The sequence below is a fragment of the Streptomyces sp. TRM49041 genome (genome assembly GCF_008271805.1).
Lineage (GTDB): Bacteria > Actinomycetota > Actinomycetes > Streptomycetales > Streptomycetaceae > Streptomyces.
In genome coordinates, this window is the sequence record NZ_VSRY01000064.1 from 16,329 (window position 1) to 40,829 (window position 24,501).

Here is a 24,501-nt window from a genome sequence, read left to right on the forward strand (position 1 = left end):
CTGCTCGATCGAAGCCGAGAGCTCGGGGAGGGTGGGCACAACGGACGTGCATGCCCAGGGTGTTGTGGGGCCGGACGGCGGGGCGGCCGGACGGCGGGGCGGCGGGTCGGTCGGCGGTGGCCTACGCCTCGACGAGCTCGGCAGTCACGGCCTCGCCGAGTGCGTGCCGCAGAATCCGCGTGCGCTCCTCGGACTCCGTCGCCGCGAGCAGCGCCGTCAGTACGGCGATACGCGCCTGCCCCGCCCGCAGCGTCCCGGTCGGCACGGCCCCCGCCGCGACAAGGTCGACTGCGCCGCCGTGGGTGTAGATCTGGGTGACGGGCCCGGACTGGACCCGCGTGGTCAACGCGACGAGAACACCCCGCGCGCGGGCGGCGGCGACGGCGGCGACGATCTCGGGTGTGGCGTTGCCCGCCCCGGTGGCGACAAGGACGATGCCCTGCGCGCCGGCCTCGACGGCGGCGTTGAGGAGCACCGGGTCGCCGTCGGCGTGGTGCATCACCATGTCGACGCGCGGCGGGGTGTCCGGCATGCCGGGCAGGGGCAGAGGATCGGGCCGCCGCGGGTGCCGCAGTACGGAGATCTTGCCGAACCCGATGTTGCCGATGCGGGCACCGGACGGGTCGCGGAACGCGTCGGCGTCGAGGGTCTCGGTCTTGACGGTGCCGCGCGCGGCGTGGACCTTGCCGTCGAAGGCGACCAGGACGCCGAGCCCACTGGCGCGGGAGGCGGTGAGGAGCGCGTCGTGGAGGTTGCGGGGCCCGTCGCCGTCCTCGGCGTCCAGCGGCTGCTGGGCGCCGGTGAACACGACGGGGCGCGGGTCGTCGTGGTGCAGGTCCACGAGGAAAGCCGACTCCTCCAGGGTGTCGGTGCCGTGCGTGACGACGACGCCGTCGACGCCCGGGTCGGCGAGCACCTCGTGCACGGTGCGGAGGAGGGTGAGCTGGTGCGCGGTGGTCAGCCGAGGGCTGTTCACGCTGAACAGGTCGACGACCTCGACCGTGACGCCCTCGGGCACGGCGGCGGTCGCCATGACCTCCTGTCCGTGCGCGTCTGCGGCGAACCCGGAACCCTGCCAGCGGCTGGCTATGGTCCCGCCGGTGCTGATGACGACGATCCGTCCCACGGTGTCCCGACCTTTCCTCGCGCAGGTCTGCGACGTGACATGAAATGTTCGAACGCAATGATAGGAGACTTGTCGCGCAATTTGATCGCCACTTCTCCCCTGCATCCCAAGTCTGACTGGTGAATAATTGCGTCATGGACGATATCGATCGCGCCATCTTGCGTGAGCTCCAGCAGGACGGCCGGCTGAGCAACCAGGAGCTGGCCCAGCGGGTGGGCCTGACGCCGTCCCCCTGTATGCGCCGCGTGCGGCAGCTGGAGCAGGACGGGGTGATCCAGGGCTACCGAGCGGTGATCGACCCGGAGGCGGTGGACCGCTCCTTCGAGGTCCTGGTCTCCATCGAGGTGAAGCGCGACCGCGAGGTGGTGGAGGCGTTCGAGGCCGCGCTCCAGGAGATCCCGGACGTCATCGAGGCGTACCGGCTCTTCGGCAGCCCCGGCTGTCTGCTCCGCATCGCGGTGGCGGACCTGCGGGCGTACGAGCGGCTGTGGATCGAGAGGCTGACCGCGCTGACCGGCGTCACGGAGGTCAACTCCCAGATCGTCATGAAGCGCATCAAGGAGCCGCGCGGCCTGCCCGTGGGCGGCTGACACCGGGCCCCGCGCGAGCGGCAGGGGTCAGTTCCCGCCCCGGATGTCCCGCAGTCGGCGGTCCAGGGCCATCGACAGTTCCGCCTCCACGACGCTCTTCGCCAGGGGGCGCAGCCGGCTGACGTCCTCGTCGCGCGTGTGGGTGTGGAGCAGGTCCGTGAAGAGCTCCGCCAGGGCGTCCGTGTGGGTGCGGACCCGCCGGGCGGCCGCCAGTACCGCCGACAGGGGGACGCCCTCCTTGACGAGGGCCGCCGAGACGTCGAGGAGGCGGCGGCTGACGTGGACGATGTCCTGGCCGTCCGTCGCGAGGTAGCCCAGGTCCAGGGCGGCGGCGAAGTTGTCGGCGGTGACCTGGTCGCCGAAGTGGTCGGCCAGCTGCTCCGGGGTGAGCCGGACCGGCTCCTCCTCCGTCGGCTCGCCGAGGCCCAGCACCTCGCCCACGTCCCGGCCGCTCTCGAAGGCGGAGGCCAGGTCCGCGATGCCGTTGAGGGTGTGGCCGCGCTCCAGCAGCGCGGCGATCGTGCGCAGCCGGGCCAGGTGCTGAGGGCCGTACCAGGCGATGCGGCCCTCGCGGCGGGGTGGCGGTATCAGGCCGCGTTCGCGGTAGAAGCGCAGCGTACGAGGGGTGATGCCGGCCTCCTCGGCCAGCTCCTCCATGCGGTACTCACGGTCCTCGCCCTCGTTCGCCACGCCGCCAACCCTATGTCGTACCGGGGGTAACTTTTGCCTGCGAGACCCCTACCGTCGAGTAAGGAGCTGCTCTACCCTCCCGGACAGTGCCAGTGATTGCTGGCAGAGTCTTGGGAGGCGGCATGAGCGAGCACGCGCGCGAACACGTACGAGTGGCGGTGATCGGGTCCGGCTTCGGCGGCCTCGGCGCCGCCGTCCGGCTGCGCCGCGAGGGGATCACCGACTTCGTCGTCCTGGAGAGGGCGGACTCCGTCGGCGGCACCTGGCGCGACAACAGCTACCCGGGCTGCGCCTGCGACGTCCCGTCGCACCTGTACTCGTTCTCCTTCGCGCCCAACCCCGACTGGCCCCGCACCTTCTCCGGGCAGCCCCACATCCGGGCCTATCTGGAGCATGTCGCCGATGTCTTCCGGCTCCGGCCCCATCTGCGGCTCCGTCACGAGGTGCTGACGGCGCGCTGGGACACGGACGCGCTGCGCTGGGAGATCGAGACCTCGCAGGGCACCCTCACCGCCGATGTGGTCGTTTCCGCGACCGGCCCGCTCTCCGACCCCAAGATCCCCGACATCCCGGGCCTCGACGGTTTCCGCGCGGAGGGCGGCAAGGTCTTCCACTCCGCGCGCTGGGACCACGACTACGACCTCACCGGCCGGCGGGTCGCCATGGTCGGCACCGGCGCGTCCGCCATCCAGATCGTCCCCGCCGTCCAGCCCGAGGTCGGCCGCCTCACCCTCTTCCAGCGAACCCCGCCCTGGGTCATGCCGCGCGTGGACCGCGGTATCACCGGCGTCGAGCGATGGCTGCACCGGCAGCTGCCGTTCACCGGGAAGGCCCGCCGCGGTCTCCTGTGGGGCATCCGCGAGCTCCAGGTCGGCGCGTTCACCAAGCGGCCGGGCGAACTCGGCCTGGTCGAGTCGCTCGCCAAGGCCAACATGCACCGGGCCGTCAAGGACCCCGCCCTGCGCGCCAAGCTCACCCCGTCGTACCGCATCGGCTGCAAGCGCATCCTGCTGTCCAACGACTACTACCCGGCGCTCGCCCGGCCGAATGTCGACGTCGTCGCCTCGGGCCTCGCCGAAGTGCGCGGCCGTACCCTCGTCGCCGCCGACGGCACCGAGGCCGAGGTCGACGCGGTCGTCTTCGGTACGGGCTTCCATGTCACCGACATGCCCATCGCCGACCGCGTCGTCGGCGCCGGCGGCGTCACCCTCGCCGAGGCGTGGAAGGACGGCATGGAGTCGCTGCGCGGCGCCACCGCCGCCGGCTTCCCCAACTGGATGACGATCATCGGCCCCAACACCGGGCTCGGGAACTCCTCCATGATCCTCATGATCGAGTCCCAGCTGAACTACATGGCCGACTTCCTCCGCCGGCTGCGCCTGCTGGGAGACGGAGCCGCCCTCGCCCCGCGCCCGTCCGCCGTCGCCGCGTGGAACCGGCGCGTGCAGGCCCGCATGGAGCGCACGGTGTGGAAGTCCGGCGGCTGCGACAGCTGGTACCTCGACGCCAGCGGCCGCAACACCACGCTGTGGCCGGGCACGACGTCCGAGTTCCGGCGTGCCACGCGGGCCGTCGACATCGGCGAGTACGAGATCGTACGGGCGCCGGAGAAGCCCCCTGCCGAACCGGCCGAGGCCGCCGAACCGGCCGAGGCCGCCGAACCGGCCGAGTCGGCGGAGGCCGCCGCGGCCGCGAAGCCGAAGCGCGCCGCCTCGCGCGGCGAGAAGGAGGCCACGGCATGAGCCCCTCCCCCCGGGCCCTGACCGCCGTCTCCGCCGACGGCTCACCCCTGCACGTCGAGGTGTACGGCCCCGAGGGCGCCCCGGCGGTCGTCCTCGCGCACGGCTGGACCTGCTCCACCGGCTTCTGGGCCGCCCAGGTGCGGGACCTCTCCGCCGACCACCGGGTCGTCGTCTACGACCAGCGCGGTCACGGCCGCACCGCGGCGCCCGCCGCCGGGGCGTCCGGCTACTCGACGCGCGCCCTGGCCGACGACCTGGAGGCGGTGCTGGCCGCCGCCCTCGCGCCGGACGAGAAGGCCGTGCTCGCCGGGCACTCCATGGGCGGCATGACCCTGATGGCCGCCGCCGGCCGCCCTGCCCTGCGCGCCCACGCCGCCGCGGTCCTGCTGTGCAGCACGGGCGCGTCGCGGCTGGTCGCCGAGTCCCTCGTCGTACCGATGCGCCCGGGCCGCGTACGTACCCGGCTCACCCGCGGCATCCTGGGCGCCCGCGCCCCGCTGGGCCCGGTCACGCCCGTGTCGAAGGCGATCCTCAAGTACGCCACGATGGGCCCCGGTTCGGCGGCCGACCGGGTCGCCGAGTGCGCCCGGATCGTGCACGCCTGCCCGCGCGCCGTCCGCGTCGCCTGGTCCCATGTGCTCGCCGGGCTGGACCTCGAAGCCGGCGTACGCGAACTGGCGGTGCCCACCGCGGTCGTCGCCGGCACCGCCGACCGGCTCACCCCGCCCGTCCATGCCCGCGCCCTCGCGTCCGCCCTGCCGCAGTGCGTCGGCCTCGACGAGCTGCCCGGCATCGGCCATATGACACCGGTCGAGGCGCCCGAGGCGGTCACGGCGCGGCTCCGCGACCTCGTCAGCACGTACATCCGTACCGACCAGAGGGAAGAGGCCGTATGAGCAGGAGGCGCAGGGCCGGCCTGGAGGGGCAGGTCGCCGTCGTCACGGGCGGTGCGCGCGGCGTCGGCGAACTGCTGGCCCGGAAGCTGTCCGCGCGCGGCGCGAAGGTGGCGCTGGTCGGCCTCGAACCGGACGAGCTGAAGCGGGTCTCGGGCCGACTGCACACCGAGAGCGACTGGTGGCACGCGGACGTCACCGACCACGAGGCGATGGCCCGGGTCGCGGGTGAGGTCAAGGAGCGCTTCGGCAAGGCCGACATCGTCGTCGCCAACGCGGGCGTGGCCTCCGGCGGTCCGTTCGCCGACTCCGACCCGGCCGCCTGGCGGCGCGTCATCGAGGTCAATCTGATCGGCGGCGCGGTCACCGCCCGCGCCTTCCTGCCCGTACTGACCGAGAGCCGCGGCTACTTCCTCCAGATCGCGTCCCTGGCGGCGATCACCCCGGCCCCCATGATGACCGCGTACTGCGCGTCCAAGTCCGGTGTCGAGGCGTTCGCGCACAGCCTGCGCGCGGAGGTCGCGCACCGGGGCGTTCGGGTCGGCATCGGCTATCTGTCGTGGACGGACACCGACATGGTGCGCGGCGCCGACCAGGACGACGTGATGCGGGAGCTGCGGCAGCGACTGCCGTGGCCGGCGAACCGCACGTACCCGCTGGGCCCGGCCGTCGACCGGATCGTCGCGGGCGTCGAGCGGCGCTCGGCGCATGTGTACGCGCAGTGGTGGCTGCGCGGTATGCAGTCGGTCCGCGGCTCTCTGCCGGGCCTCATCGCCACGGTGGGGCAGCGCGAGGTACGCCGTTTCGAGCCCCGGCTCGCGAGCGTGTCCAAGGGCCTGGTCGGGGCGGGTGGCGAGGCCGACGAGCGGGCGCGTGCGGAGCGTGACTGATCGAAATGCGCGGTATGTCGGGCCGTGCCAGGCTGGTCGGTGCCGGGGCCGGTGAAGGCCCCGGATCCCCCCCCACTTCCACGTAGGAGTGAATCCCGGATGGGCATATCGGACCAGTTCAAGGACAAGGCGCAGCAGCTCCAGGAGCAGGGCAAGCAGCGTGCCCGGCAGGCGAAGGACGAGGCGCAGGAGCGCACGCAGCGCAAGGGCAGGCAGCCGGCGCCGCACAACCCGCAGGGCCCGACCCCGCAGAACCCGAACCGACAGGGTGGGCGACGGCCGGGCGAGCGCCAGGCGGACGAGGAGATGCGTGAGGCGCAGGACCGTCTGAACCAGGACTACGACGCCTGACGCGGCTTGCGCACCGTGTGCCCGGGCAGGGCTGCCTGCCCGGGCACACGCGTGTGCGGCCCCGGCGGGGCCGGGCGAATGGGGGCGGCACTGTGGCCGGTCCCGCTGTGCCCGTCCGTTCCGCCCCGCGGAAGGAACGGGCACAGCGGGCCCGTTCCGCCCCGCGGAAGGAACGACGACTGCCCGGCGACTGTGCCCACACCGACGACTCGCCCACAGCGGGACCTGCGGGAACGCCCCCTCAACCGCGCGGCGGCAGCGGGGGCCTGCTGAGGTTCGGTACGGCGGAGTAGTCGGGGGGCCGGGAAGCCGGGTTCTTCGACAGGAGGTCCAAGGCGACCTCCACCGCGTCGGCGAGCTGGCGGTGACGCCCCTCCGCCCAGTCCAGCGGGGTGCGTTCGACCTCGATGTCCGGCTCCACGCCGTGGTTCTCCACGCCCCACCCGTACGCCTCGAACCACGCCGCGTTCATCGGCACCGTGATGACCGTGCCGTCGCCCAGCCGGTGGCGGCCGGTCATGCCGACGACGCCGCCCCAGGTGCGCTGGCCGACGACCGGGCCGAGGCCCTGGAGCTTGAACACCGCCGTGATCATGTCGCCGTCCGACGAGGTGGCCTCGTCGGCGAGCGCGACGACCGGGCCGCGCGGGGAGTTGGAGGAGTACGAGACGGGCTGCGCGTTCCGGGTGAGGTCCCAGCCGAGGATCTTCCGCGTCAGCTTCTCGACGACCAGCTCGCTGATGTGGCCGCCCGCGTTGCCCCGTACGTCCACGATCAGCGCGGGCCGCGACATCTCCATGCGCAGGTCGCGGTTGAACTGCGCCCAGCCCGAGCCCCCCATGTCCGGGATGTGCAGATAGCCGCACCGGCCGTCGCTCAACTCCCGTACGACCTCGCGGCGCTTGGCCACCCAGTCCTGGTACCGCAGCGACCGCTCGTCCACCAGGGCCACGACCGCGATGCGCCGGGACCGGCCCGGCTCGCCCTCCGCCGGGGCGAAGGTCAGCTCGACGGTCGTCCCGCCGGCCGCCGCGAGCAGGGGGTACGGGCCGGTCACCGGGTCCACCGGCCGCCCGTCGACGTGGGTGAGGACCGCGCCCTCCCGAATGCCGGTGCCGGCCAGCGGCGACCGCGCCTTGGAGTCCGAGGAGTCGCCGGCCAGGATGCGCTTGACGACCCACTTCCCGTCCCGGCAGACCAGGTTGGTACCCAGCAGTCCCATCGCCCGCTGGTAGTGCGGAGGGCCCTCGTTGCGGCGCGCGGGCGTGACATACGCGTGCGAGGTGCCCAGCTCGCCGAGGACCTCGCGCAGCAGGTCGGCGAACTCGTCGGGCGACGCGACCCGTTCGACGAGCGGCCGGTACTGCTCCAGGACGGCGTCCCAGTCGATGCCGCTCATCCCCGGTTCCCAGAAGTACGCGCGCGTGATGCGGCCCGCCTCCGCGTAGGCCTGCCGCCACTCCGCGCCCGGGTCCACCTCGTGCTGGATGCGGCGTGCGTCCACGTACACGGTGGTGTCGGGGTCGCCCGGCTCCGTCGCCGGGACGGCCCGCAGCTCGCCCTCGTCGACCACGACGAGCCGGGTGCCGTCGCCGCTCACCCCGTACCAGTCGAGGTGGGCGACCAGTTCGGTCTTGCGGGCCTTGGTGAGGTTGAAATGCTCCAGCGTCGGCCGCTCGGACGGGTCCGACGGGTTCACGAACGTCTCGCCGAGCGCGCCCGAGATGGGCCAGCGCAGCCACACCAGGCCGCCGCCGGCCACCGGGTGCAGCGACGAGTACTTGGACGCGGCCACCGGGAACTGCGTCACCCGGCTCTCCAGCCCCTCCACCTCGACCAGCACGGTCCCGTCGCCCGCCCGCTCCTCGTCGCCCGGGTCGAGCCCTCCCGCCGCCGGGCGCCCCTCGGGCGACAGCGCGAACGGCGACGGCGTGGTGGACGACAGCGGTACGAGATAGGGGCGGCAGCCCAGCGGGAACGACAGGTCCCCGGTGTGCACGTCGTACACCGGGTCGAAGCCTCGCCACGACAGGAACGCCAGATAGCGGCCGTCCCGTGTGAAGACCGGGCTCTCGTCCTCGAAGCGGCCCTTCGTCACGTCGACGACCAGCCGGTCCTTGATCCGGGCCATCTTGATGTTCCGCAGCGACCGCCCGATGAACGGGTGCGACCAGGTGAGCCACGCCCCGTCGGGCGAGAAGGCGAGATCGCGGACCGGGCCGTTGACGGACCGGATCAGCTCCGTCACCTCTCCTTCGGACTCCTCCGACGCGTCCAGGAGAAGGAGCCGCCCGTCGTGGGAGGCGATCGCGAGCCGCTCGCCGTCCGGGTCGGCGACCATCTCCAGCACCCGCCCCAGCTTCCCAGCCGCCAGCCGGCGCCGCTCCCGGTCGCCGCTCGCGCGCGGCAGATACGCGACCTCGACGGCGTCCTCGCCCTCCGCGTCCGTCACGTACGCGACCCGCCCGCCGCTGCCGAGCATCTCCGGCAGCCGCACCCGTACGCCCGGGGTGTCGGCGATCGACCGGGCGGGCCCGTCGCGGTGCGTGAGCCAGTACAGGCTGCCCCGTACGCAGACGGCGCTTGCCCGGCCGGTCTCGTCGACCGCCACGGACTGCATGTGCTGGGCGGCCGGGATGTGGTATTTGCGCCGCCCCGGACGCGGCCCGCCGAGCCGTACCTCCAGCTTCCGCGGCCGCGAGTCCGGGGTCAGGGCGTCCACGGTCCACAGGTCGCCGGCGCACTGGTAGACGACCCGGTGCCCGTCGGAGGAGGCGTGCCGGGCGTAGAACGCGTCATGGTCGGTGTGGCGACGCAGGTCGGAGCCGTCGGGCAGGCACGAGTACAGATTGCCGACGCCCTCGTGGTCGGAGAGGAACGCGATCCTGCCGTCCACGAACATCGCGCAGTCCAGGTGCCCGCCGATGTCCGGCAGCAGCCGCTTCCCGTGCAGCCACAGCCGCCCGCTCGCCCCGCCCCGGTACCGCTTCCAGGCGGCCGGCTCGTGCGGGGGCCTGCCGGTGAGGAGCAGGGTGCGGTGCTCGCCCTCGACATCCGCGACCTGGATGTCGGCGCACGGCCCCCAGGGGAGGCGGCGGCCGGGGTCGCCCTCCACGGAGACCTTGTACGCCCACGAGAAGTGCGAGAACGGCTGCCCGTGCGAGGCCACCGCCAGGATGTTGCCGTCCGGGTCCCAGCCGCACACCCGGGTGTCGAGCGCCCCCCAGTGGCTCAGCCGCCGCGCCGGGCCGCCGTCCACCGGGACCAGATGGATCTCCGGGTCGAGGCTGCGCCAGCTCGTGTACGCGATCTGCCGCCCGTCCGGCGAGAAACGCGGATGGCCGATCCTCGTCCGGTCCACGGTGAGCCGCCAGGCGCGGCCGGGGGACTCGCCCTCGGGGGTGAGGGGGGCGATCCACAGGTCGTCCTCGGCCGCGAAGCACAGCAGGTCCTTGTGGAGGTGGGGATACCGGAGGTACGCGCCGTCGCTGCTCACACAGCCATGCTTTCCGCGCTCCGGGGGTGCGGCAACTCGGCCGGGGCCTCGCTCAGACGTTCGCCCCGACCCCGCCCGGGGCGCCCGACCCCGCCCCGGGGCTGCCCGCGGCGGCCCGCTGCCGTGCGACGGTCGCGTGACGCGTACCACGTACGAAACGGTTTCGTTTCGCAGTTCGGTGTCGTACGCTCTTCCCGTAGGAAGTGTACGAAACCGTTTCGTTCGGAAGTGGCGCACCATGGCACGCAGCAGACTCACTCCGCAACGCGAGTCGGAGCTGTACGAGGCCGTCATCGACCTCCTCGGTGAGGTCGGCTACGACGGACTCACCATGGACGCCATCGCCGCGCGCACGCACTCCAGCAAGGCCACCCTCTACCGCCAGTGGGGGAGCAAGCCCGAGCTGGTCGCCCAGTCCCTGCGGAACCACAAGCCGGTCCGGATCGCCGAGATCGACACCGGTTCGCTCCGCGGCGATCTGCACGAGATGGTCCGGCTCTCCGACGACTGCCAGATGGAGCGGGACTCCGCGATGATGCGGGGCCTCGCCCATGCCATCCACGACCACCCCGAACTCCTCCAGGCGCTGCGCGAGCTGCTGATCGAACCCGAGATGACCGGGCTCGACGCGGTGCTGCGCCGGGCCGTGGGGCGTGGCGAGGTCGCGACCGACAACCGGGCGCTGTCCCTCGTCCCGCACATGATGATCGGCGCCTTCATCGCCCGGCCTCTCATCGAGGACCGGTCGGTCGACCAGGAGTTCCTGACCGAGTACCTGGACGCCGTGGTGCTGCCCGCACTCGGCGTCTGACGGGCCCGCCCCCTGGGGCGGACCACCAGGGCCCGACCGGCCCGGGCGTTTCCCCGCGCCCGTACCGGATCGGCGCCCACCGGCTCTCCGGCCCCCAGCCGACGGGCCGCCGGAAGATCAAGCCGGAAAGCACCAGTCTGACGCGAACCGCTCACGCTGTCGGGCCACTCCCCATGCCCTGTCGTCCCACCTTCACCTCCGGGAGTACGCCCCAGTGGCCACGTTTCTCTACAAGCTAGGCAGGTTCGCCTTCCGGCGACGCCATGTCGTGATCCTCTTGTGGATCGCGTTGCTGACGATCGCCGGAGTGGGCGCGGCGACCGCGCCCGCCGCGACGTCCGGCTCCTTCTCCATGCCGGGTACGGAGGCCCAGAGGGCCTTCGACCTCCTTGAGGAGCGGTTCCCCGGCGGCAGTGCCGACGGCGCGAACGCCCGGGTCGTCTTCAAGGCCCCGGACGGCCAGAAGATGACCGACCCGGCCAACAAGACCCGAGTCGACGAGGCCGTCGCCGAGCTCAGGTCCGGCTCCGACCAGGTCGCGAACGTCACCGACCCGTACGCCGCGCAGGCCGTGTCGCAGGACGGCACGACCGCGTACATCCATGTCTCGTACAAGGCCAACGGCATGGAGCTGACCGACGAGACCCGCGAGGCGCTCAAGGAGACCGGCGAGGAGGCGCGCGACGCGGGCCTCACCGTCGAGATCGGCGGCGACGCCCTCCAGGCCGCGCCCGAGACCGGCACCGGCGAGATCATCGGTGTGATCGTCGCCGGGATCGTCCTCGTCATCACGTTCGGTTCGCTGATCGCGGCCGGTCTGCCCCTGGTCACCGCGATCATCGGCGTCGGCATCGGCGTCTCGTCCATCACGGCTCTCGCGAGCGCCCTGGACCTCGGTACCACGACCGGCACCCTCGCCTCGATGATCGGCCTCGCCGTCGGTATCGACTACGCGCTCTTCATCGTCTCCCGCTACCGCGCCGAACTCGCCGAGGGACGCGACCGCGAGGAGGCGGCGGGCCGCGCCGTCGGCACCGCCGGGTCGGCGGTCGTCTTCGCGGGCCTCACCGTCGTGATCGCCCTGGTCGGCCTGGCCGTCGTCAACATCCCGATGCTGACGAAGATGGGCGTCGCCGCGGCCGGCACGGTCGCCATCGCCGTCCTCATCGCGCTCACCCTCATACCGGCGCTGCTCGGCTACGCGGGCAAGCGCATCGTGGGCCGCAAGGCCCGCAAGGCCATGGCGGAAGCGGCGACCACGGCATCCGGGACGTCAGCGACGTCCGGGACCTCTGGCGCCTCCGCCGCATCTGCCGCCTCCGCCGCCCCCGCCGCCTCGGGCGTCGACCTGGCCAAGGGGGAGCAGGAGGAGGAGCCCAAGGCCAACGCGGGCACCCGCTGGGCCCGCCTCGTCCTGCGTCGCCCGGTCGTCGTCCTGCTCGTCGGCGTCCTCGGCCTCGGCGCCCTCGCCGTCCCGGCCGCCTCGCTGGAGATGGGCCTGCCCGACGACGGCGCCCAGCCCACCTCCACCACCCAGCGCCGCGCCTACGACCTGCTGTCCGAAGGCTTCGGGCCCGGCTTCAACGGCCCGCTGATGGTCGTCGTCGACGGCGACAAGGCGGCCGCGGACAAGGCCGCCGAGCAGATCAAGGGCCTCGACGGCGTCGCCGCCGTCACCCCGCCCACGCCCAACAAGGCCGGCGACGCGGCCATGGTCACCGTCGTACCGAAGGACCGCCCGTCCTCGACGGAGACCGAGTCCCTGGTCCACGAGATCCGCGACACGACGGGCGACAACGTCCTCGTCACCGGTCAGACCGCGATGAACATCGACTTCTCGCAGAAGATGAACGACGCGCTGCTGCCGTACCTGGCACTCGTCGTCGGCCTCGCCTTCCTGCTGCTGATGGTCGTCTTCCGGTCGGTGCTGGTGCCGCTCAAGGCCGCGCTCGGCTTCCTGCTCTCGGTGGTCGCCGCCCTCGGCGCGGTCGTCGCCGTCTTCCAGTGGGGCTGGCTCGGCTCGCTCTTCGGCGTCGAGCAGACCGGCCCGATCATGAGCATGATGCCGATCTTCATGGTCGGCGTGGTCTTCGGCCTCGCGATGGACTACGAGGTCTTCCTCGTCACCCGTATGCGCGAGGCGTACGTCCACGGCGAGCGCCCCGGCGAGGCGATCGTCACCGGCTTCCGGCACGGCGCCCGGGTGGTCACCGCCGCCGCGGTGATCATGATCGCGGTCTTCGCGGGCTTCATCGGCTCCAGCGAGCAGATGGTGAAGATGATCGGCTTCGGTCTCGCCACGGCCGTTCTTTTCGACGCCTTCATCGTCCGGATGGCGATCGTCCCGGCCGTGCTCGCCCTGCTCGGCCACAAGGCGTGGTGGCTGCCGCGCTGGCTGGACCGGGTGCTGCCGAATGTCGACGTCGAGGGCGAGGGCCTGCGCAAGGAACTCGCCGACGACGACCCGGAGGCGGAGCGGGAGCTCGTACGGGTCTGACGCGACCGTCCAGCGGCCCGTTCGGCCGCCGGACCCGCCGCCACCATGCCGCGTCGTGCGCGTATCAGCGCGAGACCGGTGTGGTGGCGGCGTACGTGCGCCGCAGGAAGCGCCGCAGCGCCGACGAGTCGAACTGCACGACCTCCGTGCCGTCCGACGAGTGGAACTCCACGACGGTCTGCACCCGCCCGCACGGCCAGACGTCGATGTCACCGCCGTGTGTGGGGGAGGCGAGGCCGGTCTCCAGGAGGGTGCGGGGGAAGGTCCACGTGCTGCCGCCGGGAAACACGAACCGTACGGCGGGGGGCTCGGAGCCGGGGTCGTAGCGGAGTGCCACCCGGACGCGGCGGGAGAGCGGCCCGTCGGTCACGACCAGCCCTCTGGCGCGGACCTCGACGCGGGGTGGGCCTTCGGTGCCCGCGTCCACGGCGTCGGCGGGCGTTTCGTCGGGGTGCGCCGCGTCGTCCGGGCCGGGCTGATCCGAACGCACGTCATAGGAGTGTCCGTCGGCGGGGCGCATCATCGGGCTCCTCACACTCACCGTCACCTGAGAGCTCGTGTACCCCCTAATATCCCACCCATCCCCGGAGCGTGCCGGACCCCTCATGTGACGGGGCCGCTCTTGCACATTCTTTGCAGGAGCGGCCATCATCGAACGGCCAGTCATCGCCGAGCGCCGGAAGCGGTCCCACTCCATGCATGTGCCCGACGGATTCATCAACGCGCCCGTGTCCGCGGCGGCCGGTCTGGTCGCCGCCGGTGCCGTCGCCGCTGGCCTGCGCGGCGCCCGCCGGGAGCTGGACGAGCGGACGGCGCCGCTGGCAGGTCTCGTGGCGGCGTTCATCTTCGCCGTGCAGATGCTGAACTTCCCCGTCGCGGCCGGCACCAGCGGCCATCTGCTGGGCGGGGCGCTGGCCGCGATACTGGTCGGCCCCTGGACCGGAATGCTCTGTATCGCGGTCGTCCTGCTCATGCAGGGTGTGCTGTTCGCGGACGGCGGGCTCACCGCGCTGGGCGTCAACATCACCGTCATGGGCGGCGTCACGGTACTCGTCTCGTACGCGCTCTTCCGCGGCATGGTGAAGATCCTGCCGCGCACCCGCCGCTCGGTGACCGTGGCCACGTTCGTGGCGTCGCTGGTGTCCGTACCGGCGTCGGCGGCCGCGTTCACGCTGATCTACGCGGTCGGGGGCACCACCGACGTACCCGTGGCGAAGGTCCTCACCGCCATGCTCGGCGTCCACCTGCTGATCGGCGTCGGCGAGGCGCTCATCACCACGGCGACGGTCGGCGCGGTCATCGCCGTACGCCCGGACCTGGTGTACGGGGCACGGGGGCTGTCGGCGCCGCTGAAGCTGAGGGTCGGCGGGGAACTGGTCGACGCGGCACCCGCTTCCGCTCAGGCTCCGGCGCCGGCCGGGCGTGCCACCGGAAAGCTCTGGGCGGCCGGGCTGGCCGCCTCCCTCCTCCTGGCAGGATTCGTCTCCTTCTACGCCTCCGCGAGCCCGGACGGGCTGGAGAAGGTCGCCGCCGACTACGGCATCGACGAGCAGGCCCGGGAGCACGCGGCGGCGGACTCGCCACTGGCCGACTACGGCGTCAAGGACATCCTGGACGCCCGCCTGTCCGGGGGGCTGGCGGGCACGATCGGCGTCGGCGCGACGCTCGCGCTCGGGATGAGCGTGTTCTTGGCGGTGCGCCGACGCCGTACACCGGGTGCGTCGGGCGCTTCGGGGGCGTCGGGCGCGTCGTGCGCGTCCGCCGTGTCGGCCGCGGAGGCCGGTGCGGCGTCGGACGCGTCGGACGCGGCCCGTGCGAAGGAGACGGCCTGACATGGGGGCGGGCCACGCCCACAAGCTCTTCCGGCACGGGCACTCGCCGGTCCACGCGCTGCCGTCGCACACGAAGCTGGTCGCGGTCTTCTGCTTCGTGGTGGTCGTCGTCTCCACACCGCGCGAGGCGATGTGGGCGTTCGGCGCCTACGCGCTGCTGCTGGCGGCGGTCGCGGGGCTGGCCCGCGTGCCGGCGCTCTTCCTGCTGAAGCGGCTGGCGATCGAGATCCCGTTCGTGGCCTTCGCGTTTCTGATGCCGTTCGTGGTGCCGGGGGAACAGACGACGCTGCTCGGCGTGAGCGTCTCCGTCCCCGGCCTCTGGGACGCCTGGAACGTCCTGGCCAAGGGCACGCTGGGCGTTGCCGCTTCGGTGCTCCTGGCTGCGACGACGGAGCTGCGGGCGCTGCTGCTCGGCCTGCAGCGCCTCCGCCTGCCCCCGCTGCTGGTCCAGATCGCCTCGTTCATGATCCGCTACGGCGATGTGATCACGGACGAGATGCGCCGTATGTCCATCGCCCGCCGCTCGCGCGGTTTCGAGGCGAAGGGCGTACGCCACTGGGGAGTTCTCGCCAAGTCGGCGGGCGCCCTCTTCATCCGCTCCTACGAGCGGGGCGAGCGCGTCCACCTGGCGATGGTGAGCCGTGGGTACACGGGATCGATGCCGGTGATCGACGAGGTGACGGCGACGGGCACGCAGTGGGCACGGGCGGTGGCACTCCCGATGTCGGCGCTGCTGGTCTGTCTGCTGGGATGGACGCTATGACAACGCCCCCGCCGCCCCCACCCTCTCCGACCCCGTCGACCCCGTCGACCCCGTCGACCCCGCCGACGCCGTCGATCCCGCCGAGCCCGTCGATGTCCTTCGTACCGTCCCTGGAGGTGCGGGGCCTGGCCTACGCCTACCCGGACGGCCACCAGGCGCTCTTCGGGGTCGACCTGACCGTGGAGCGCGGCGAGCGGGTGGCCCTGCTGGGACCGAACGGCGCGGGCAAGACGACGCTCGTCCTGCACCTGAACGGCATCCTGACAGCCGGCGCGGGCACGGTGTCGGTGGCGGGCCTGCCGGTCGAACCGTCGAACCTGGCGGGGATCCGCCGCCGGGTCGGCATCGTCTTCCAGGACCCGGACGACCAGCTGTTCATGCCGACGGTCCGGGAGGACGTGGCGTTCGGCCCCGCGGCGTCGGGCGTACGGGGCGAGGAGCTGGAGGCCGTCGTCCGGCGGGCCCTGGCGCAGGTCGGCATGGAGGAGTACGCGGACCGCCCCCCGCACCACCTCTCCTTCGGCCAGCGGCGCAGGGTCGCGGTGGCGACGGTCCTCGCGATGGAGCCGGAGATCCTCGTCCTGGACGAGCCCTCGTCCAACCTGGACCCGGCCTCGCGCCGCGAACTGGCCGACATCCTGCGCTCCTTGAACGTCACCGTCCTGATGGTCACGCACGACCTGCCGTACGCGATGGAGCTCTGCCCGCGCTCGGTGATCCTCAGCGAGGGCGTGATCGCGGCGGACGCCCCCACGGGCGAGCTGCTCGGGGACGAGGAGCTTATGCGCAAGCACCGGCTGGAGCTGCCGTTCGGCTTCGACCCGGCCGCGAGGCCGACCCGGAATCCGGGCGCGCACTGAGCCGTTGCACCATGGGGTGACGGACCCCGAGAGAAAGCGCGTGGAGAAGTGGACGTCCAGGGCACGGCGGACCCCGGCTGGGAGCCGGTGAGGGACGCGTTCACGCGTAACTTCGACCAGCGCGGGGAGCGGGGCGCGGCGGTAGCGGTGTACCGGGACGGCCGGAAGGTCGTCGACCTGTGGGCGGGCACGCGGGACGTCGACGGCTCCGCGCCCTGGGCGGTGGACACGGCCCAGGTGGTCCGCTCGGTGACGAAGGGTGTGGCGGCGGCGGTCCCGCTGCTGCTGCACCAGCGGGGGCAGCTGGACCTGGACGCGCCGGTGGGGACGTACTGGCCGGAGTTCAAGGCGTCGGGCAAGGAGCGGACGCTGGTACGCCACCTGCTGTCCCACAGGGCGGGCGTACCGGTGCTCGACACGCCCCTCTCGCTTGAGGCGGCCCTCGACCTGGAGGCGGGCGCGGCGGCGGTGGCGGCCCAGCCGCCCGTCTGGGAGCCGGGCACGGACCACGGCTACCACGCCCACACGTACAGCTGGCTGCTGGCGGGTCTGGTGCGGCGGGTGACCGGCCGGCCCATCGGCCGCTGGATCGCGGAGGAGATGGCCCGCCCGCTGGGCCTGGACCTGTGGCTGGGGCTGCCGGCGGAGGAGGCGCACCGGGTGGGCCGCACAGGCGCGCCGGCGGAGAGGGAGGCGCCGTCGGGCGGGTCTCTGGTGCTGCGGCCCAAGCGGTCGGTGGCGGAGGCGTACGCGGACGAGGCGTCGCTGACGAGACGCGCGTTCGCGGTGATAGCCCCGCAGCCGGACGAGAACGCACCCTCGTACAGGGCGGCGGGGCTCCCCGGCTCCGGCGGCATAGCCACGGCTCGCGCCCTCGCCCGCTTCTACGCGTCGCTGCTGGGCCCGGTGGACGGCCACCGCCTGTTCGCCCCGGCGACGCTGGCCCTGGCCCGCACGGAGGAGTCTGCGGGCCCGGACCGCGTCCTGGTGGTGGACACCCGCTTCGGCCTCGGTTACATGCTCCACGGTCCCGCGTCCCCGCTCCTTTCCCCCGGCTCCTTCGGCCACCCCGGCCGCGGCGGCTCCCTCGCCTTCGCCGACCCCGAGTCGGGCATCGCCCTCGGCTACGTCACCAACGGCATGCGCAAGGGCGTCACGGCGGACCCGAGGGCCCAGGCGCTGGTACGGGCTGCACGGAAGGCGATCGGGTAACCGGCCCGGCGGGGTCCCTTCCGGGCGGGTCCCTTCCGGGGGCTCCCGGGGCGGGCATGCGCTCAGGCCGCGCCGCCGCGCCGCCCGGCTCTCAGGCTGCTGAGGAAGACGCCCCACGGAGCGGGGGAGAAGTGGAGCAGGGGCATGCGGAGGTTCTTGCTGTCGCGTATCGCGAGGCTGTGATCAGCGGTGAGCGCCACTTCCAGACAGTCGCCCTGCTGGTCGGAGAACGAGGACTTGTGGAACGGGGTCACGGCCTCAGACTTCACAGCTGCTCACTTCCTTGTTCGACGCGGACTCTTTGAGGATGTGCCGAAGACGCTGCGCGCTCTCCTCGGGTGACAGCGCGGCCGAGCGCAGCCGGTCGAAGACCTTCGCGTAGAGAGCCAGGTCCTCCGGACGCTCCACCACCGTGGTGTTGGCGACGTTCCGCACGGTGACCGCTTCGACGTTCGGTTCGATCCCGAACGAGAAGGCGACGAACGCGCCCGACATGCCCGCGGCCTTGCTCGCCGCTGCCGGGAGGAGCTGCACGGTCACGTTCTGGCGCTGCCCGGCATCAAGGAGGTGTTCGAGCTGGCCCTCGCGAATCGTTGGCTCGTCCATCAGCGCGGTGACGGCCGGCTCCCAGATGACGGCGGTGAAGTCGACGACGCCCTCCTCGATCCGCTTCTGGCGCTCCATGCGGACCTTCACCAAGTCGTCCGCCCGCTCTGGTGAGATGCAGGCGGGGCCGAAGGTGATGACGGACTCCGCGTACTCCCGGGTCTGCAGGAGCCCGGGGATCAGCGCAGGTTCCCAGGAGCGGATGTAAGTGGAGTCGCTCTCCAAGGTGATGTGGTCGGCGTAGTCCGGCCTGACGGTCTCCTGGTAGTCGAGCCACCAGCCGCGCTGGTTGCTGACCCGCGCCAGGTTCTCCAGGCGCGTTCGCTCGCCCGTGTCCTCGACTCCGTAGCGGTCCAGGAGCGTGCGCACCTCCAGCGCGGAGGCCGAGACCTGCCCGCCCTCCAGGCGGCTCACCTTGGTCACGGACTTCATGATGGCCGCGGCGGCAGCCGCTTGATCCAGACCGACGGCCTCACGGTAACGCTTCAGGGCGGCCCCCAGCCTGCGGCTGCGGACGGTGGGCCTTCCGCCTGCGGGCAATGTCCTCTCCTTTCAACGCGCCTCTCAGTGTGCCGCCTTCGCGTGGACGCGACAGCCGGTGATGTCACGTCAGTCGGGGCGCAAATTTGTGAACGAGCCACTTGCGGTACATCGAGGCAGGGCTCTAGCGTGAGTCATGTCACGCATTGCATGTGATCGATTGCGGTGAGTCGTCGCATGTCGTGCCGTCGGGCACGACGAAGCCGCATGGAGAAGGAGACCCCCGCGACCGTTGCACCGGTCCGGGGGCGTGGCCAACGCTTCAGAGGAGCGTCAACGTGGTGAACCTTATCGTCCGTATCTGCGAGCCGGTGTTGCGACTGCTGCTGCCCCCGTCGGGCCGCCGACGGCGCGTCACCGGTCCCCCGTTGCCCATGCCGACGCCGTCGTTCCACTGCGCGTGCTGTGGACTGCTTCGCGGCGAGGGCAGCCGCCTCGTGCGTCCGTATGCGGGGGTGCGCTGATGGACGGCGGCGGCGTGGTGGTCCTGCGGTGGATCTGCGGGCCCCGCAGCGTGGGCCTGGCCAGGCGCGAACTGCGGGCCGCGCTGGCCGGTTGGAAACTGGCGGCGGTCGAGGATGCGGCGCTGCTGGTGCTGTCCGAGCTGCTGACCAACGCCGTGCGGCACGCGGGGGTCGCGGGGCGGCCCGTGGAGACCCGGTTCGCCCGGATGCCGTGCGGGCTGCGGATCGAGGTCCACGACGCCTCCGAGCGACGGCCCCGGCCGACGGCGCGGGAGGAGGGCGGCTGGGGTCTGCCCCTGGTGGCCGCGCTGGCCACGCGGTGGGGTGTGACCGGCCGGGCCGAGGGCGGAAAGTCCGTGTGGGCCGAGCTGGAGGAGGCCGGCCCCGATGCGCACTGACGCCCGACTGCTCGCCCTGCGAGTGAAGCCGGGCGACCAGGTCCGGGTGCGCGGGGTATGGCGTGAGGTACGGGCAGCCCGCCCTGTCCGGGACCGCGTGGGCGTCGTCGCGGTCGTCCTCGTCTTCACGACAGGCGGCACCTGGTGGTGCCCGGCCACACTCCCTGTACGGGTACGGCGCGAGTAACCGGGCTCGCGCAGCCGGCCTTTCAGCGCGTCGACGGCGGAACAAGTGCCTGCTGGAACGGGCGCAGCCCGGCGTTCTGATGCTGCCCACATCGTTGCCTCCTCGTACCGCTGGACCGGTACGAGGAAGGGAAGCTCACCGGCCGTCCAAGGCCAGGCGCGCTTGGTGGATCACCTGCCGTGCTTCGCAGCCGAAGACGGCGGACTCCTTCAGGGTCCGCCAGACCCGCAGATATGTGGCGATGTTGTCCGTGTCGTCGAGCCACAGCTCGGCGTGCCAGTCCTCGACCACGACAAGGCGCTCGTCGTAGATCCAGAACCCGTTGGCCGGGTGGATCTTCAGAGGCGCTGTGAAGGGGATGACGCCGAGCTCGACGGTGTCGAGCCCGATGACGCTCAGGAGCCGGTCGTACTGAGCGGCGAGGACCGAGGGCGGGCACACACGGGCGCGCAGAGCGCCCTCCCACATCAGGATCTCGTACCGCCTCCCGGGCGCGTACAGACCTTCCTGGCGCTGGACTCGGGCGCGTACCGCGTCCTCGGTGTCGCGTGGGGACTGTATGAGCTCGGCGTGCCGGTCGAACACGGCGCGGGCGTACTCGGCGGTCTGCAGCATGCCCGCGATCAGGCAGTTCTCCCAGATGCGGAGTGTCTTGGTGCGGTCGTGCTCGGCGGTGATGTTGTCCTGGACGGGCCTGTGCCCGGAGGCGAGCTGTCGGCGCCATGACCGGGTGTGGGACTCCAGGCCCTTGAGGCGGGCCTGTAGTTCCTTCGCCGCACCGGGCTGCTCCGTGGCCTCCGCCCATGCCTGGAGGTCGGTGGCGGTGGCGGTCTGACGTCCGTTCTCCAGCTTGTAGATCTTGGAGTGGGGCCAGCCGAGCCGCTGCGCGAGCTGGGGACCGGTGAGCCGGCCGCGGGGCCCTGACACGCGGAGTTCGCGCAGGCGGGCGCCGAGGGCGATCCGTGCCTTCTGGAAGTCGGTGCTCACCGGTCCCACGCTACTTCGTGACGGGCCTCACGTGCCCAGGCGGGCGGCGAACTCCTCGTACTTGACCGCGTAGTGCCAGGCCGCGTCACGGACCTGGGCGTACCGGTTGACCGCCACAGGTTCCGTGATCAGCTCCGCGTTGAGCAGGTTGTCGTCATCGTCGAAGTCGAGGAGCGCGACGTACCGGGAGTCGAACAGCCAGAAGTCCTCGGCCGGGAGGCGCAGGCGGTCGGCCTCCTCGCGCCACAGATTGCGGATGTCCTCGCCGACGGCGCAGTTCCGCTTGGCGTTGTCGAGCAGGTAGAGCTGCCCCGGCGTGGGCGGGTTGTCGACGATCCGCACCCGCTCGAACCGCTTGCCCTGTGCCGTGTGGGCCCGCACGTTGGTACACCACCGGTCGTTGTAGTCCCACTGGACGGGCTGCCCCGCGATGAACTGGGCGTACGTATCGGTCGCCTCGTCCGAGGCGAACCGGCGGCGCGTCTCCAGTCGCCAGGCGGTGTGCTCGAAGCTCTCGAACAGCTTGCCGAACTCCTCCAGGTCGATGAGTCGCCGCGTACGGTCGCCCGTCTTGGGGCCGAAGTCGACGAGCAGTTCGCGCGGAACGACGATCGGCACCTCGCCTTCGCCCAGGTGCTGGAGCCGGGCGAGGTCCTGCGGGTCGGTGAGCGGCGGACCATGCACGATGACCTCGCCGCTGTCCAGGTCCTCATGGATGGCCGGGCAGCCACCACCGCCCGAACCGGTGCCGTTGAAACGCAGACGTCGTGCCATGGTCAGGCCCCTTCGCTGGTAGATCGACGCGTTCAGCATTCACGATCCAGAGCGCCTGGCGGAACAACGCCTGGAAGGCCACGCAAGACCATCCGGGAACAGTGGGCGGGTGGGGTAGAACAATCGAGAACATCGCATGGTGGGCTCCAAGTACGCCTTCGTAGCGTCCTGTTCATGGGAAGCGACACCGCGATGGATGACCCCGTACATCTCCTCCTCCCTGCCGTTGAGCCGACGCCCGTGCGTGACTGCGAGACCTGCGTCGCCCTCGGTGGACAACGGGGCAGGGCGCGCCTCAGCGGCGACCTGTCCCTGGTGACGGACTGCAACGTCAGGATCCGGAACCACCCGCATACGGGGTTCAGGACGTGAGACCTCAGATCGCGCAGGAAGCCACAGCTTTGCTGACCTTGCGGGTGTCCCGTGACGGAGGTCGTACCTGGGAGGCACGCCGCACCGTCTACAGCACCGACCGCTTGGCCCCGCTCGCTACGAGCGCGTGGCCGCCCTGTGAGTGTCCACGTTGCCGACGTGCTGCGCCCTGATCCGGCGCGCTTCTGACGTTGTCAGTGGTCGCCGCGAGAATGTCTGGATGACTCGACTGGGTGCTGCCATCGCCTCTTACTGGGACTCCGCTTCCGCATCGTTCGACGACGAGCCTGACCATGGACTGCGGGGCGCTGTCACCCGCGAGGCTTGGCGGCGGCGGTTGCGAGAGTGGGTGCCCGCGGGGGCGGGTGACGTTCTTGACGTCGGTTGCGGTACCGGGTCGCTCGCGTTGCTGCTCGCTCAGGACGGGCACCGGGTGACGGGGGTCGACTTGGCGCCGGGGATGGTGGAGCGGGCTCGGGGGAAGTTCGCGGAGGCCGGGCTTCAGGGGCGGTTTCTGCTGGGGGATGCCGCTCGGCCGCCTATGGGTGAGGAGACCTTTGACGTGGTGCTCGTGCGGCATGTCGTGTGGACGGTGCGCGAGCCCCTGGGCGCGCTGAGGGAGTGGGTCGGGCGGCTGCGGGACGGCGGGCGGCTTGTGATGGTTGAGGGGCGGTGGGGCGAGACTGGCGGGAGCGGCGAGCCGTACGTCCCCGGGGGTGAGGCGTTGCCCTGGGGCGGGGGTGTTCCGGCTGATGAGCTTCTGCGTGTTGTGGCGCCGCTCCTCCGTGAGGTGCGCGTCGAGCCGCTCAGTGACGATGCCGCGTTGTGGGGCGGGCCGGTCCACGACGAGCGGTATGTGCTTCTCGGGCGTAGGTGATCTCCGGTACAGCCGGCCCGGCGGGTAGCTCTCACACCACGTGCAGCATCAAGCCGATGCCCAGGACCATCAGGCCAGCCGCCGCGATGCGCGGCGTACCGAAGCGTTCCTTGAAGAAGACCGCGCCGATCGCCGCGCCCACGATGATGGACGACTCGCGCAGCGCCGCGATCGGGGCCAGGGGCGCTCGGGTCTGGGCCCAGAGGACCAGGGCGTACGCGGTGATGGAGAGGGCCGCGCCCAGGAGGCCGAGGCGGAGGTGGGGGCGGAGTTGGGCCGCCAGGGCGCCGCGGCGGCGGTACAGGGTGTACGCCGGGATCGCCACGCCCTGGAGGAGCATCAGCCACGCGATGTAGCCCAGCGGGGTGCCCGACGCGCGTACGCCGACGCCGTCCACCACCGAGTACACGGCGATCGCCAGGCCCGTGGCCCCGGCCGCAAGCAGCGCGCCCCACTCCGGGCGGCGGCCCGCGCGGCGTACGCCCCACAGGGCCAGGCCCACCAGGCCCGCGCTGGCCACCGCGACGCCCGCCAGCTGCCGGCCGTCCGGGACCTCGTGCACGAAGACCGCCGCCAGGGCCGTCACCACCAGCGGCGCCGTCCCCCGCGCGATCGGGTACACCTGCCCGAAGTCCCCCAGAGCGAAGGAGCGCATCAACAGCGCCATGTACGCCAGGTGCACCGCCGCCGAGAGGAGGAGCCACGGCCAGGCGGCCGCCGCCGGAAGGGTCGCGAAGCAGGCCAGCGCGGCGCCCAGCAGCGCTCCTCCGCCCGAGATCAGGGTGAAGGAGACCAACTGGTCCCGCAGATGGTGCGCCAGCGCGTTCCAGCTCGCGTGCCCGATCGCCGCCAGCAGGACCGCCGCCGCGACCAGCGGTGTCACGCGGGGCGCTCGCGTACGTCCACGAGGCGGCCGCCCGCGTGGGCGATGAGCGTCTTCGGGTCCAGCGGGAACACCGTGTGCGGGGTGCCGGCCGCCGCCCACACCACCGGGTGGTCGAGCAGGCCACGGTCGGCCAGGACGGTCGTACGCGTGCGGTGGCCGAAGGGCGGTACGCCGCCGATCGCGTAGCCCGTCGTCTCGCGGACCACGTCCGGGTCCGCACGCTCGACCACGGAGACGCCCAGCTCCTCCCGGACCCGTGTCACGTCCACCCGCGACGCGCCGTCCATCAGCACCAGGACCGGGACACCGTCCGCCGCGAACACCAGCGACTTGACGATCTCGCTCGGCGCGCAGCCGACCGCGGCCGCCGCCTGCGCCGCCGTCCTTACGGCGTCCGGGTAGCGGCGGACCTCCACCTGGAGGCCGAGGGCGCGCAGGGCCTCGGCGAAGCGGGGGTGGGCCAGGGGCAGGGATGTGTTGGTGCTGTCGTCCATGCCGCCGCACGGTAGCGGCCGGTGTACGGCGCACGCGACCCGCTTTCCGCCCGCCGCGAGACGTCCGGCCGCTCCTCCGTGGCCGCCACGTCGCGCCACGCGCGCAGCGGGTCGCGCCACGCGCGCAGCGGGTCGCGCCGCGCGCGCAGCCGGTCGCGCCACG

At 72.2% G+C, this 24,501-nt stretch carries 24 protein-coding genes; 14 read left to right on the top strand and 10 right to left on the bottom strand.

The features are described 5' to 3' along the window. Positions 1–121: 121 nt before the first annotated feature. Positions 122–1,126 (bottom strand): asparaginase, encoded by a 1,005-nt coding sequence (locus FVS66_RS04310; protein ID WP_149179637.1) that lies wholly within the window; start codon positions 1,124–1,126, stop codon positions 122–124. A 134-nt stretch (positions 1,127–1,260) separates the two neighbouring features. Here FVS66_RS04310 and FVS66_RS04315 point away from each other — a divergent pair, with 134 nt between their 5' ends. Beyond that, positions 1,261–1,716, top strand: coding sequence for an Lrp/AsnC family transcriptional regulator (locus tag FVS66_RS04315; RefSeq protein WP_149179638.1), 456 nt, complete (start codon positions 1,261–1,263; stop codon positions 1,714–1,716). Positions 1,717–1,743: 27 nt separating this feature from the next. Here FVS66_RS04315 and FVS66_RS04320 read toward each other — a convergent pair whose 3' ends face one another. After that, a complete protein-coding gene (locus FVS66_RS04320; protein WP_149179660.1) occupies positions 1,744–2,373 on the bottom strand; it encodes a MerR family transcriptional regulator in 630 nt (209 codons plus the stop codon). 155 nt (positions 2,374–2,528) lie between these two features. Between FVS66_RS04320 and FVS66_RS04325 the strand changes: the two genes are divergently transcribed. The 4 genes from FVS66_RS04325 (at position 2,529) to FVS66_RS04340 (ending at position 6,282) form a co-directional block, all read left to right on the top strand. Next, positions 2,529–4,148, top strand: coding sequence for an NAD(P)/FAD-dependent oxidoreductase (locus tag FVS66_RS04325; protein WP_149179639.1), 1,620 nt, complete (start codon positions 2,529–2,531; stop codon positions 4,146–4,148). Further along, positions 4,145–5,044, top strand: a complete 900-nt coding sequence (locus FVS66_RS04330; protein WP_149179640.1) for an alpha/beta fold hydrolase — start codon at positions 4,145–4,147, stop codon at positions 5,042–5,044. The genes FVS66_RS04325 and FVS66_RS04330 overlap by 4 nt, the downstream gene beginning before the upstream one ends. Continuing rightward, positions 5,041–5,931: an SDR family oxidoreductase gene (locus tag FVS66_RS04335; RefSeq protein WP_149179641.1), complete on the top strand. Its 891-nt coding sequence runs from the start codon at positions 5,041–5,043 to the stop codon at positions 5,929–5,931. Before FVS66_RS04330 ends, FVS66_RS04335 begins: the two co-directional genes overlap by 4 nt. Positions 5,932–6,030: 99 nt before the next feature. After that, on the top strand, positions 6,031–6,282 hold the full coding sequence (locus tag FVS66_RS04340; protein WP_149179642.1) for a hypothetical protein: 252 nt from the start codon (positions 6,031–6,033) through the stop codon (positions 6,280–6,282). A gap of 241 nt (positions 6,283–6,523) precedes the next feature. Here FVS66_RS04340 and FVS66_RS04345 read toward each other — a convergent pair whose 3' ends face one another. Then, a complete protein-coding gene (locus tag FVS66_RS04345; RefSeq protein ID WP_149179643.1) occupies positions 6,524–9,778 on the bottom strand; it encodes a S41 family peptidase in 3,255 nt (1,084 codons plus the stop codon). Positions 9,779–10,016: 238 nt separating this feature from the next. Here FVS66_RS04345 and FVS66_RS04350 point away from each other — a divergent pair, with 238 nt between their 5' ends. Together FVS66_RS04350 and FVS66_RS04355 are read left to right on the top strand one after the other, a co-directional pair. Further along, complete coding sequence (locus tag FVS66_RS04350; protein WP_149179644.1) at positions 10,017–10,589, top strand: TetR/AcrR family transcriptional regulator; 573 nt, start codon at positions 10,017–10,019, stop codon at positions 10,587–10,589. Positions 10,590–10,803: 214 nt separating this feature from the next. Then, positions 10,804–13,086 carry an MMPL family transporter gene (locus tag FVS66_RS04355; RefSeq protein WP_149179645.1) on the top strand — a complete coding sequence of 761 codons (2,283 nt, stop codon included), beginning with the start codon at positions 10,804–10,806 and terminating at the stop codon, positions 13,084–13,086. Between the two features lie 64 nt (positions 13,087–13,150). On the opposite strand, the gene FVS66_RS04360 is transcribed toward FVS66_RS04355, so the two are convergent. Continuing rightward, entirely contained in the window at positions 13,151–13,513 is a 363-nt protein-coding gene (locus tag FVS66_RS04360; RefSeq protein ID WP_262386805.1) for an SsgA family sporulation/cell division regulator, read from the bottom strand. Between the two features lie 268 nt (positions 13,514–13,781). Between FVS66_RS04360 and FVS66_RS04365 the strand changes: the two genes are divergently transcribed. From FVS66_RS04365 to FVS66_RS04380, 4 genes are all read left to right on the top strand, one after another. Further along, positions 13,782–14,918 (top strand): energy-coupling factor ABC transporter permease, encoded by a 1,137-nt coding sequence (locus tag FVS66_RS04365; RefSeq protein ID WP_149179646.1) that lies wholly within the window; start codon positions 13,782–13,784, stop codon positions 14,916–14,918. A gap of 1 nt (position 14,919) precedes the next feature. After that, the gene (gene cbiQ / locus FVS66_RS04370) at positions 14,920–15,681 is read left to right on the top strand and encodes a cobalt ECF transporter T component CbiQ (RefSeq protein ID WP_149179647.1); all 762 of its coding nucleotides are present in this window, start codon (positions 14,920–14,922) and stop codon (positions 15,679–15,681) included. A gap of 92 nt (positions 15,682–15,773) precedes the next feature. Then, positions 15,774–16,541: an ABC transporter ATP-binding protein gene (locus FVS66_RS04375; RefSeq protein ID WP_262386806.1), complete on the top strand. Its 768-nt coding sequence runs from the start codon at positions 15,774–15,776 to the stop codon at positions 16,539–16,541. A gap of 48 nt (positions 16,542–16,589) precedes the next feature. Continuing rightward, positions 16,590–17,753 (top strand): serine hydrolase domain-containing protein, encoded by a 1,164-nt coding sequence (locus FVS66_RS04380; RefSeq protein ID WP_149179649.1) that lies wholly within the window; start codon positions 16,590–16,592, stop codon positions 17,751–17,753. A gap of 62 nt (positions 17,754–17,815) precedes the next feature. Here the strand turns inward: FVS66_RS04380 and FVS66_RS04385 are convergent, their stop codons facing one another. Continuing rightward, complete coding sequence (locus FVS66_RS04385) at positions 17,816–18,022, bottom strand: DUF397 domain-containing protein (protein ID WP_149179650.1); 207 nt, start codon at positions 18,020–18,022, stop codon at positions 17,816–17,818. Continuing rightward, a complete protein-coding gene (locus FVS66_RS04390; protein WP_149179651.1) occupies positions 18,012–18,899 on the bottom strand; it encodes a helix-turn-helix transcriptional regulator in 888 nt (295 codons plus the stop codon). The genes FVS66_RS04385 and FVS66_RS04390 overlap by 11 nt, the downstream gene beginning before the upstream one ends. Positions 18,900–19,362: 463 nt before the next feature. On the opposite strand from FVS66_RS04390, the gene FVS66_RS04395 reads away from it, so the two are divergent. Both FVS66_RS04395 and FVS66_RS04400 read left to right on the top strand, forming a co-directional pair. Then, positions 19,363–19,761, top strand: a complete 399-nt coding sequence (locus FVS66_RS04395; protein ID WP_149179652.1) for an ATP-binding protein — start codon at positions 19,363–19,365, stop codon at positions 19,759–19,761. Then, positions 19,751–19,948 (top strand): hypothetical protein, encoded by a 198-nt coding sequence (locus tag FVS66_RS04400; protein ID WP_149179653.1) that lies wholly within the window; start codon positions 19,751–19,753, stop codon positions 19,946–19,948. The genes FVS66_RS04395 and FVS66_RS04400 overlap by 11 nt, the downstream gene beginning before the upstream one ends. Before the next feature lie 135 nt (positions 19,949–20,083). Here FVS66_RS04400 and FVS66_RS04405 read toward each other — a convergent pair whose 3' ends face one another. Both FVS66_RS04405 and FVS66_RS04410 read right to left on the bottom strand, forming a co-directional pair. Then, positions 20,084–20,935 (bottom strand): helix-turn-helix transcriptional regulator, encoded by an 852-nt coding sequence (locus FVS66_RS04405; RefSeq protein WP_149179654.1) that lies wholly within the window; start codon positions 20,933–20,935, stop codon positions 20,084–20,086. Positions 20,936–20,962: 27 nt separating this feature from the next. Continuing rightward, the gene (locus tag FVS66_RS04410; RefSeq protein ID WP_149179655.1) at positions 20,963–21,709 is read right to left on the bottom strand and encodes a DUF6879 family protein; all 747 of its coding nucleotides are present in this window, start codon (positions 21,707–21,709) and stop codon (positions 20,963–20,965) included. Positions 21,710–22,301: 592 nt separating this feature from the next. Between FVS66_RS04410 and FVS66_RS04420 the strand changes: the two genes are divergently transcribed. Further along, a complete protein-coding gene (locus FVS66_RS04420) occupies positions 22,302–22,958 on the top strand; it encodes a class I SAM-dependent methyltransferase (RefSeq protein ID WP_149179657.1) in 657 nt (218 codons plus the stop codon). 31 nt (positions 22,959–22,989) lie between these two features. Here FVS66_RS04420 and FVS66_RS04425 read toward each other — a convergent pair whose 3' ends face one another. Beyond that, positions 22,990–23,841, bottom strand: a complete 852-nt coding sequence (locus FVS66_RS04425) for a DMT family transporter (protein WP_149179658.1) — start codon at positions 23,839–23,841, stop codon at positions 22,990–22,992. Beyond that, positions 23,838–24,338: a YbaK/EbsC family protein gene (locus FVS66_RS04430; RefSeq protein ID WP_149179659.1), complete on the bottom strand. Its 501-nt coding sequence runs from the start codon at positions 24,336–24,338 to the stop codon at positions 23,838–23,840. The genes FVS66_RS04425 and FVS66_RS04430 overlap by 4 nt, the downstream gene beginning before the upstream one ends. Positions 24,339–24,501 lie beyond the last annotated feature (163 nt).

Bases quoted from the DNA above. Each gene is read 5' to 3' on its own strand.
- FVS66_RS04315 (WP_149179638.1), top strand. From the start codon at position 1,261: ATGGACGATATCGATCGCGCCATCTTGCGTGAGCTCCAGCAGGACGGC.
- FVS66_RS04320 (WP_149179660.1), bottom strand. From the start codon at position 2,373: ATGGAGGAGCTGGCCGAGGAGGCCGGCATCACCCCTCGTACGCTGCGC.
- FVS66_RS04325 (WP_149179639.1), top strand. From the start codon at position 2,529: ATGAGCGAGCACGCGCGCGAACACGTACGAGTGGCGGTGATCGGGTCC.
- FVS66_RS04330 (WP_149179640.1), top strand. From the start codon at position 4,145: ATGAGCCCCTCCCCCCGGGCCCTGACCGCCGTCTCCGCCGACGGCTCA.
- FVS66_RS04335 (WP_149179641.1), top strand. From the start codon at position 5,041: ATGAGCAGGAGGCGCAGGGCCGGCCTGGAGGGGCAGGTCGCCGTCGTC.
- FVS66_RS04340 (WP_149179642.1), top strand. From the start codon at position 6,031: ATGGGCATATCGGACCAGTTCAAGGACAAGGCGCAGCAGCTCCAGGAG.
- FVS66_RS04350 (WP_149179644.1), top strand. From the start codon at position 10,017: ATGGCACGCAGCAGACTCACTCCGCAACGCGAGTCGGAGCTGTACGAG.
- FVS66_RS04365 (WP_149179646.1), top strand. From the start codon at position 13,782: ATGCATGTGCCCGACGGATTCATCAACGCGCCCGTGTCCGCGGCGGCC.
- cbiQ (WP_149179647.1), top strand. From the start codon at position 14,920: ATGGGGGCGGGCCACGCCCACAAGCTCTTCCGGCACGGGCACTCGCCG.
- FVS66_RS04375 (WP_262386806.1), top strand. From the start codon at position 15,774: ATGTCCTTCGTACCGTCCCTGGAGGTGCGGGGCCTGGCCTACGCCTAC.
- FVS66_RS04395 (WP_149179652.1), top strand. From the start codon at position 19,363: ATGGACGGCGGCGGCGTGGTGGTCCTGCGGTGGATCTGCGGGCCCCGC.
- FVS66_RS04400 (WP_149179653.1), top strand. From the start codon at position 19,751: ATGCGCACTGACGCCCGACTGCTCGCCCTGCGAGTGAAGCCGGGCGAC.
- FVS66_RS04410 (WP_149179655.1), bottom strand. From the start codon at position 21,709: ATGGCACGACGTCTGCGTTTCAACGGCACCGGTTCGGGCGGTGGTGGC.
- FVS66_RS04420 (WP_149179657.1), top strand. From the start codon at position 22,302: ATGACTCGACTGGGTGCTGCCATCGCCTCTTACTGGGACTCCGCTTCC.
- FVS66_RS04430 (WP_149179659.1), bottom strand. From the start codon at position 24,338: ATGGACGACAGCACCAACACATCCCTGCCCCTGGCCCACCCCCGCTTC.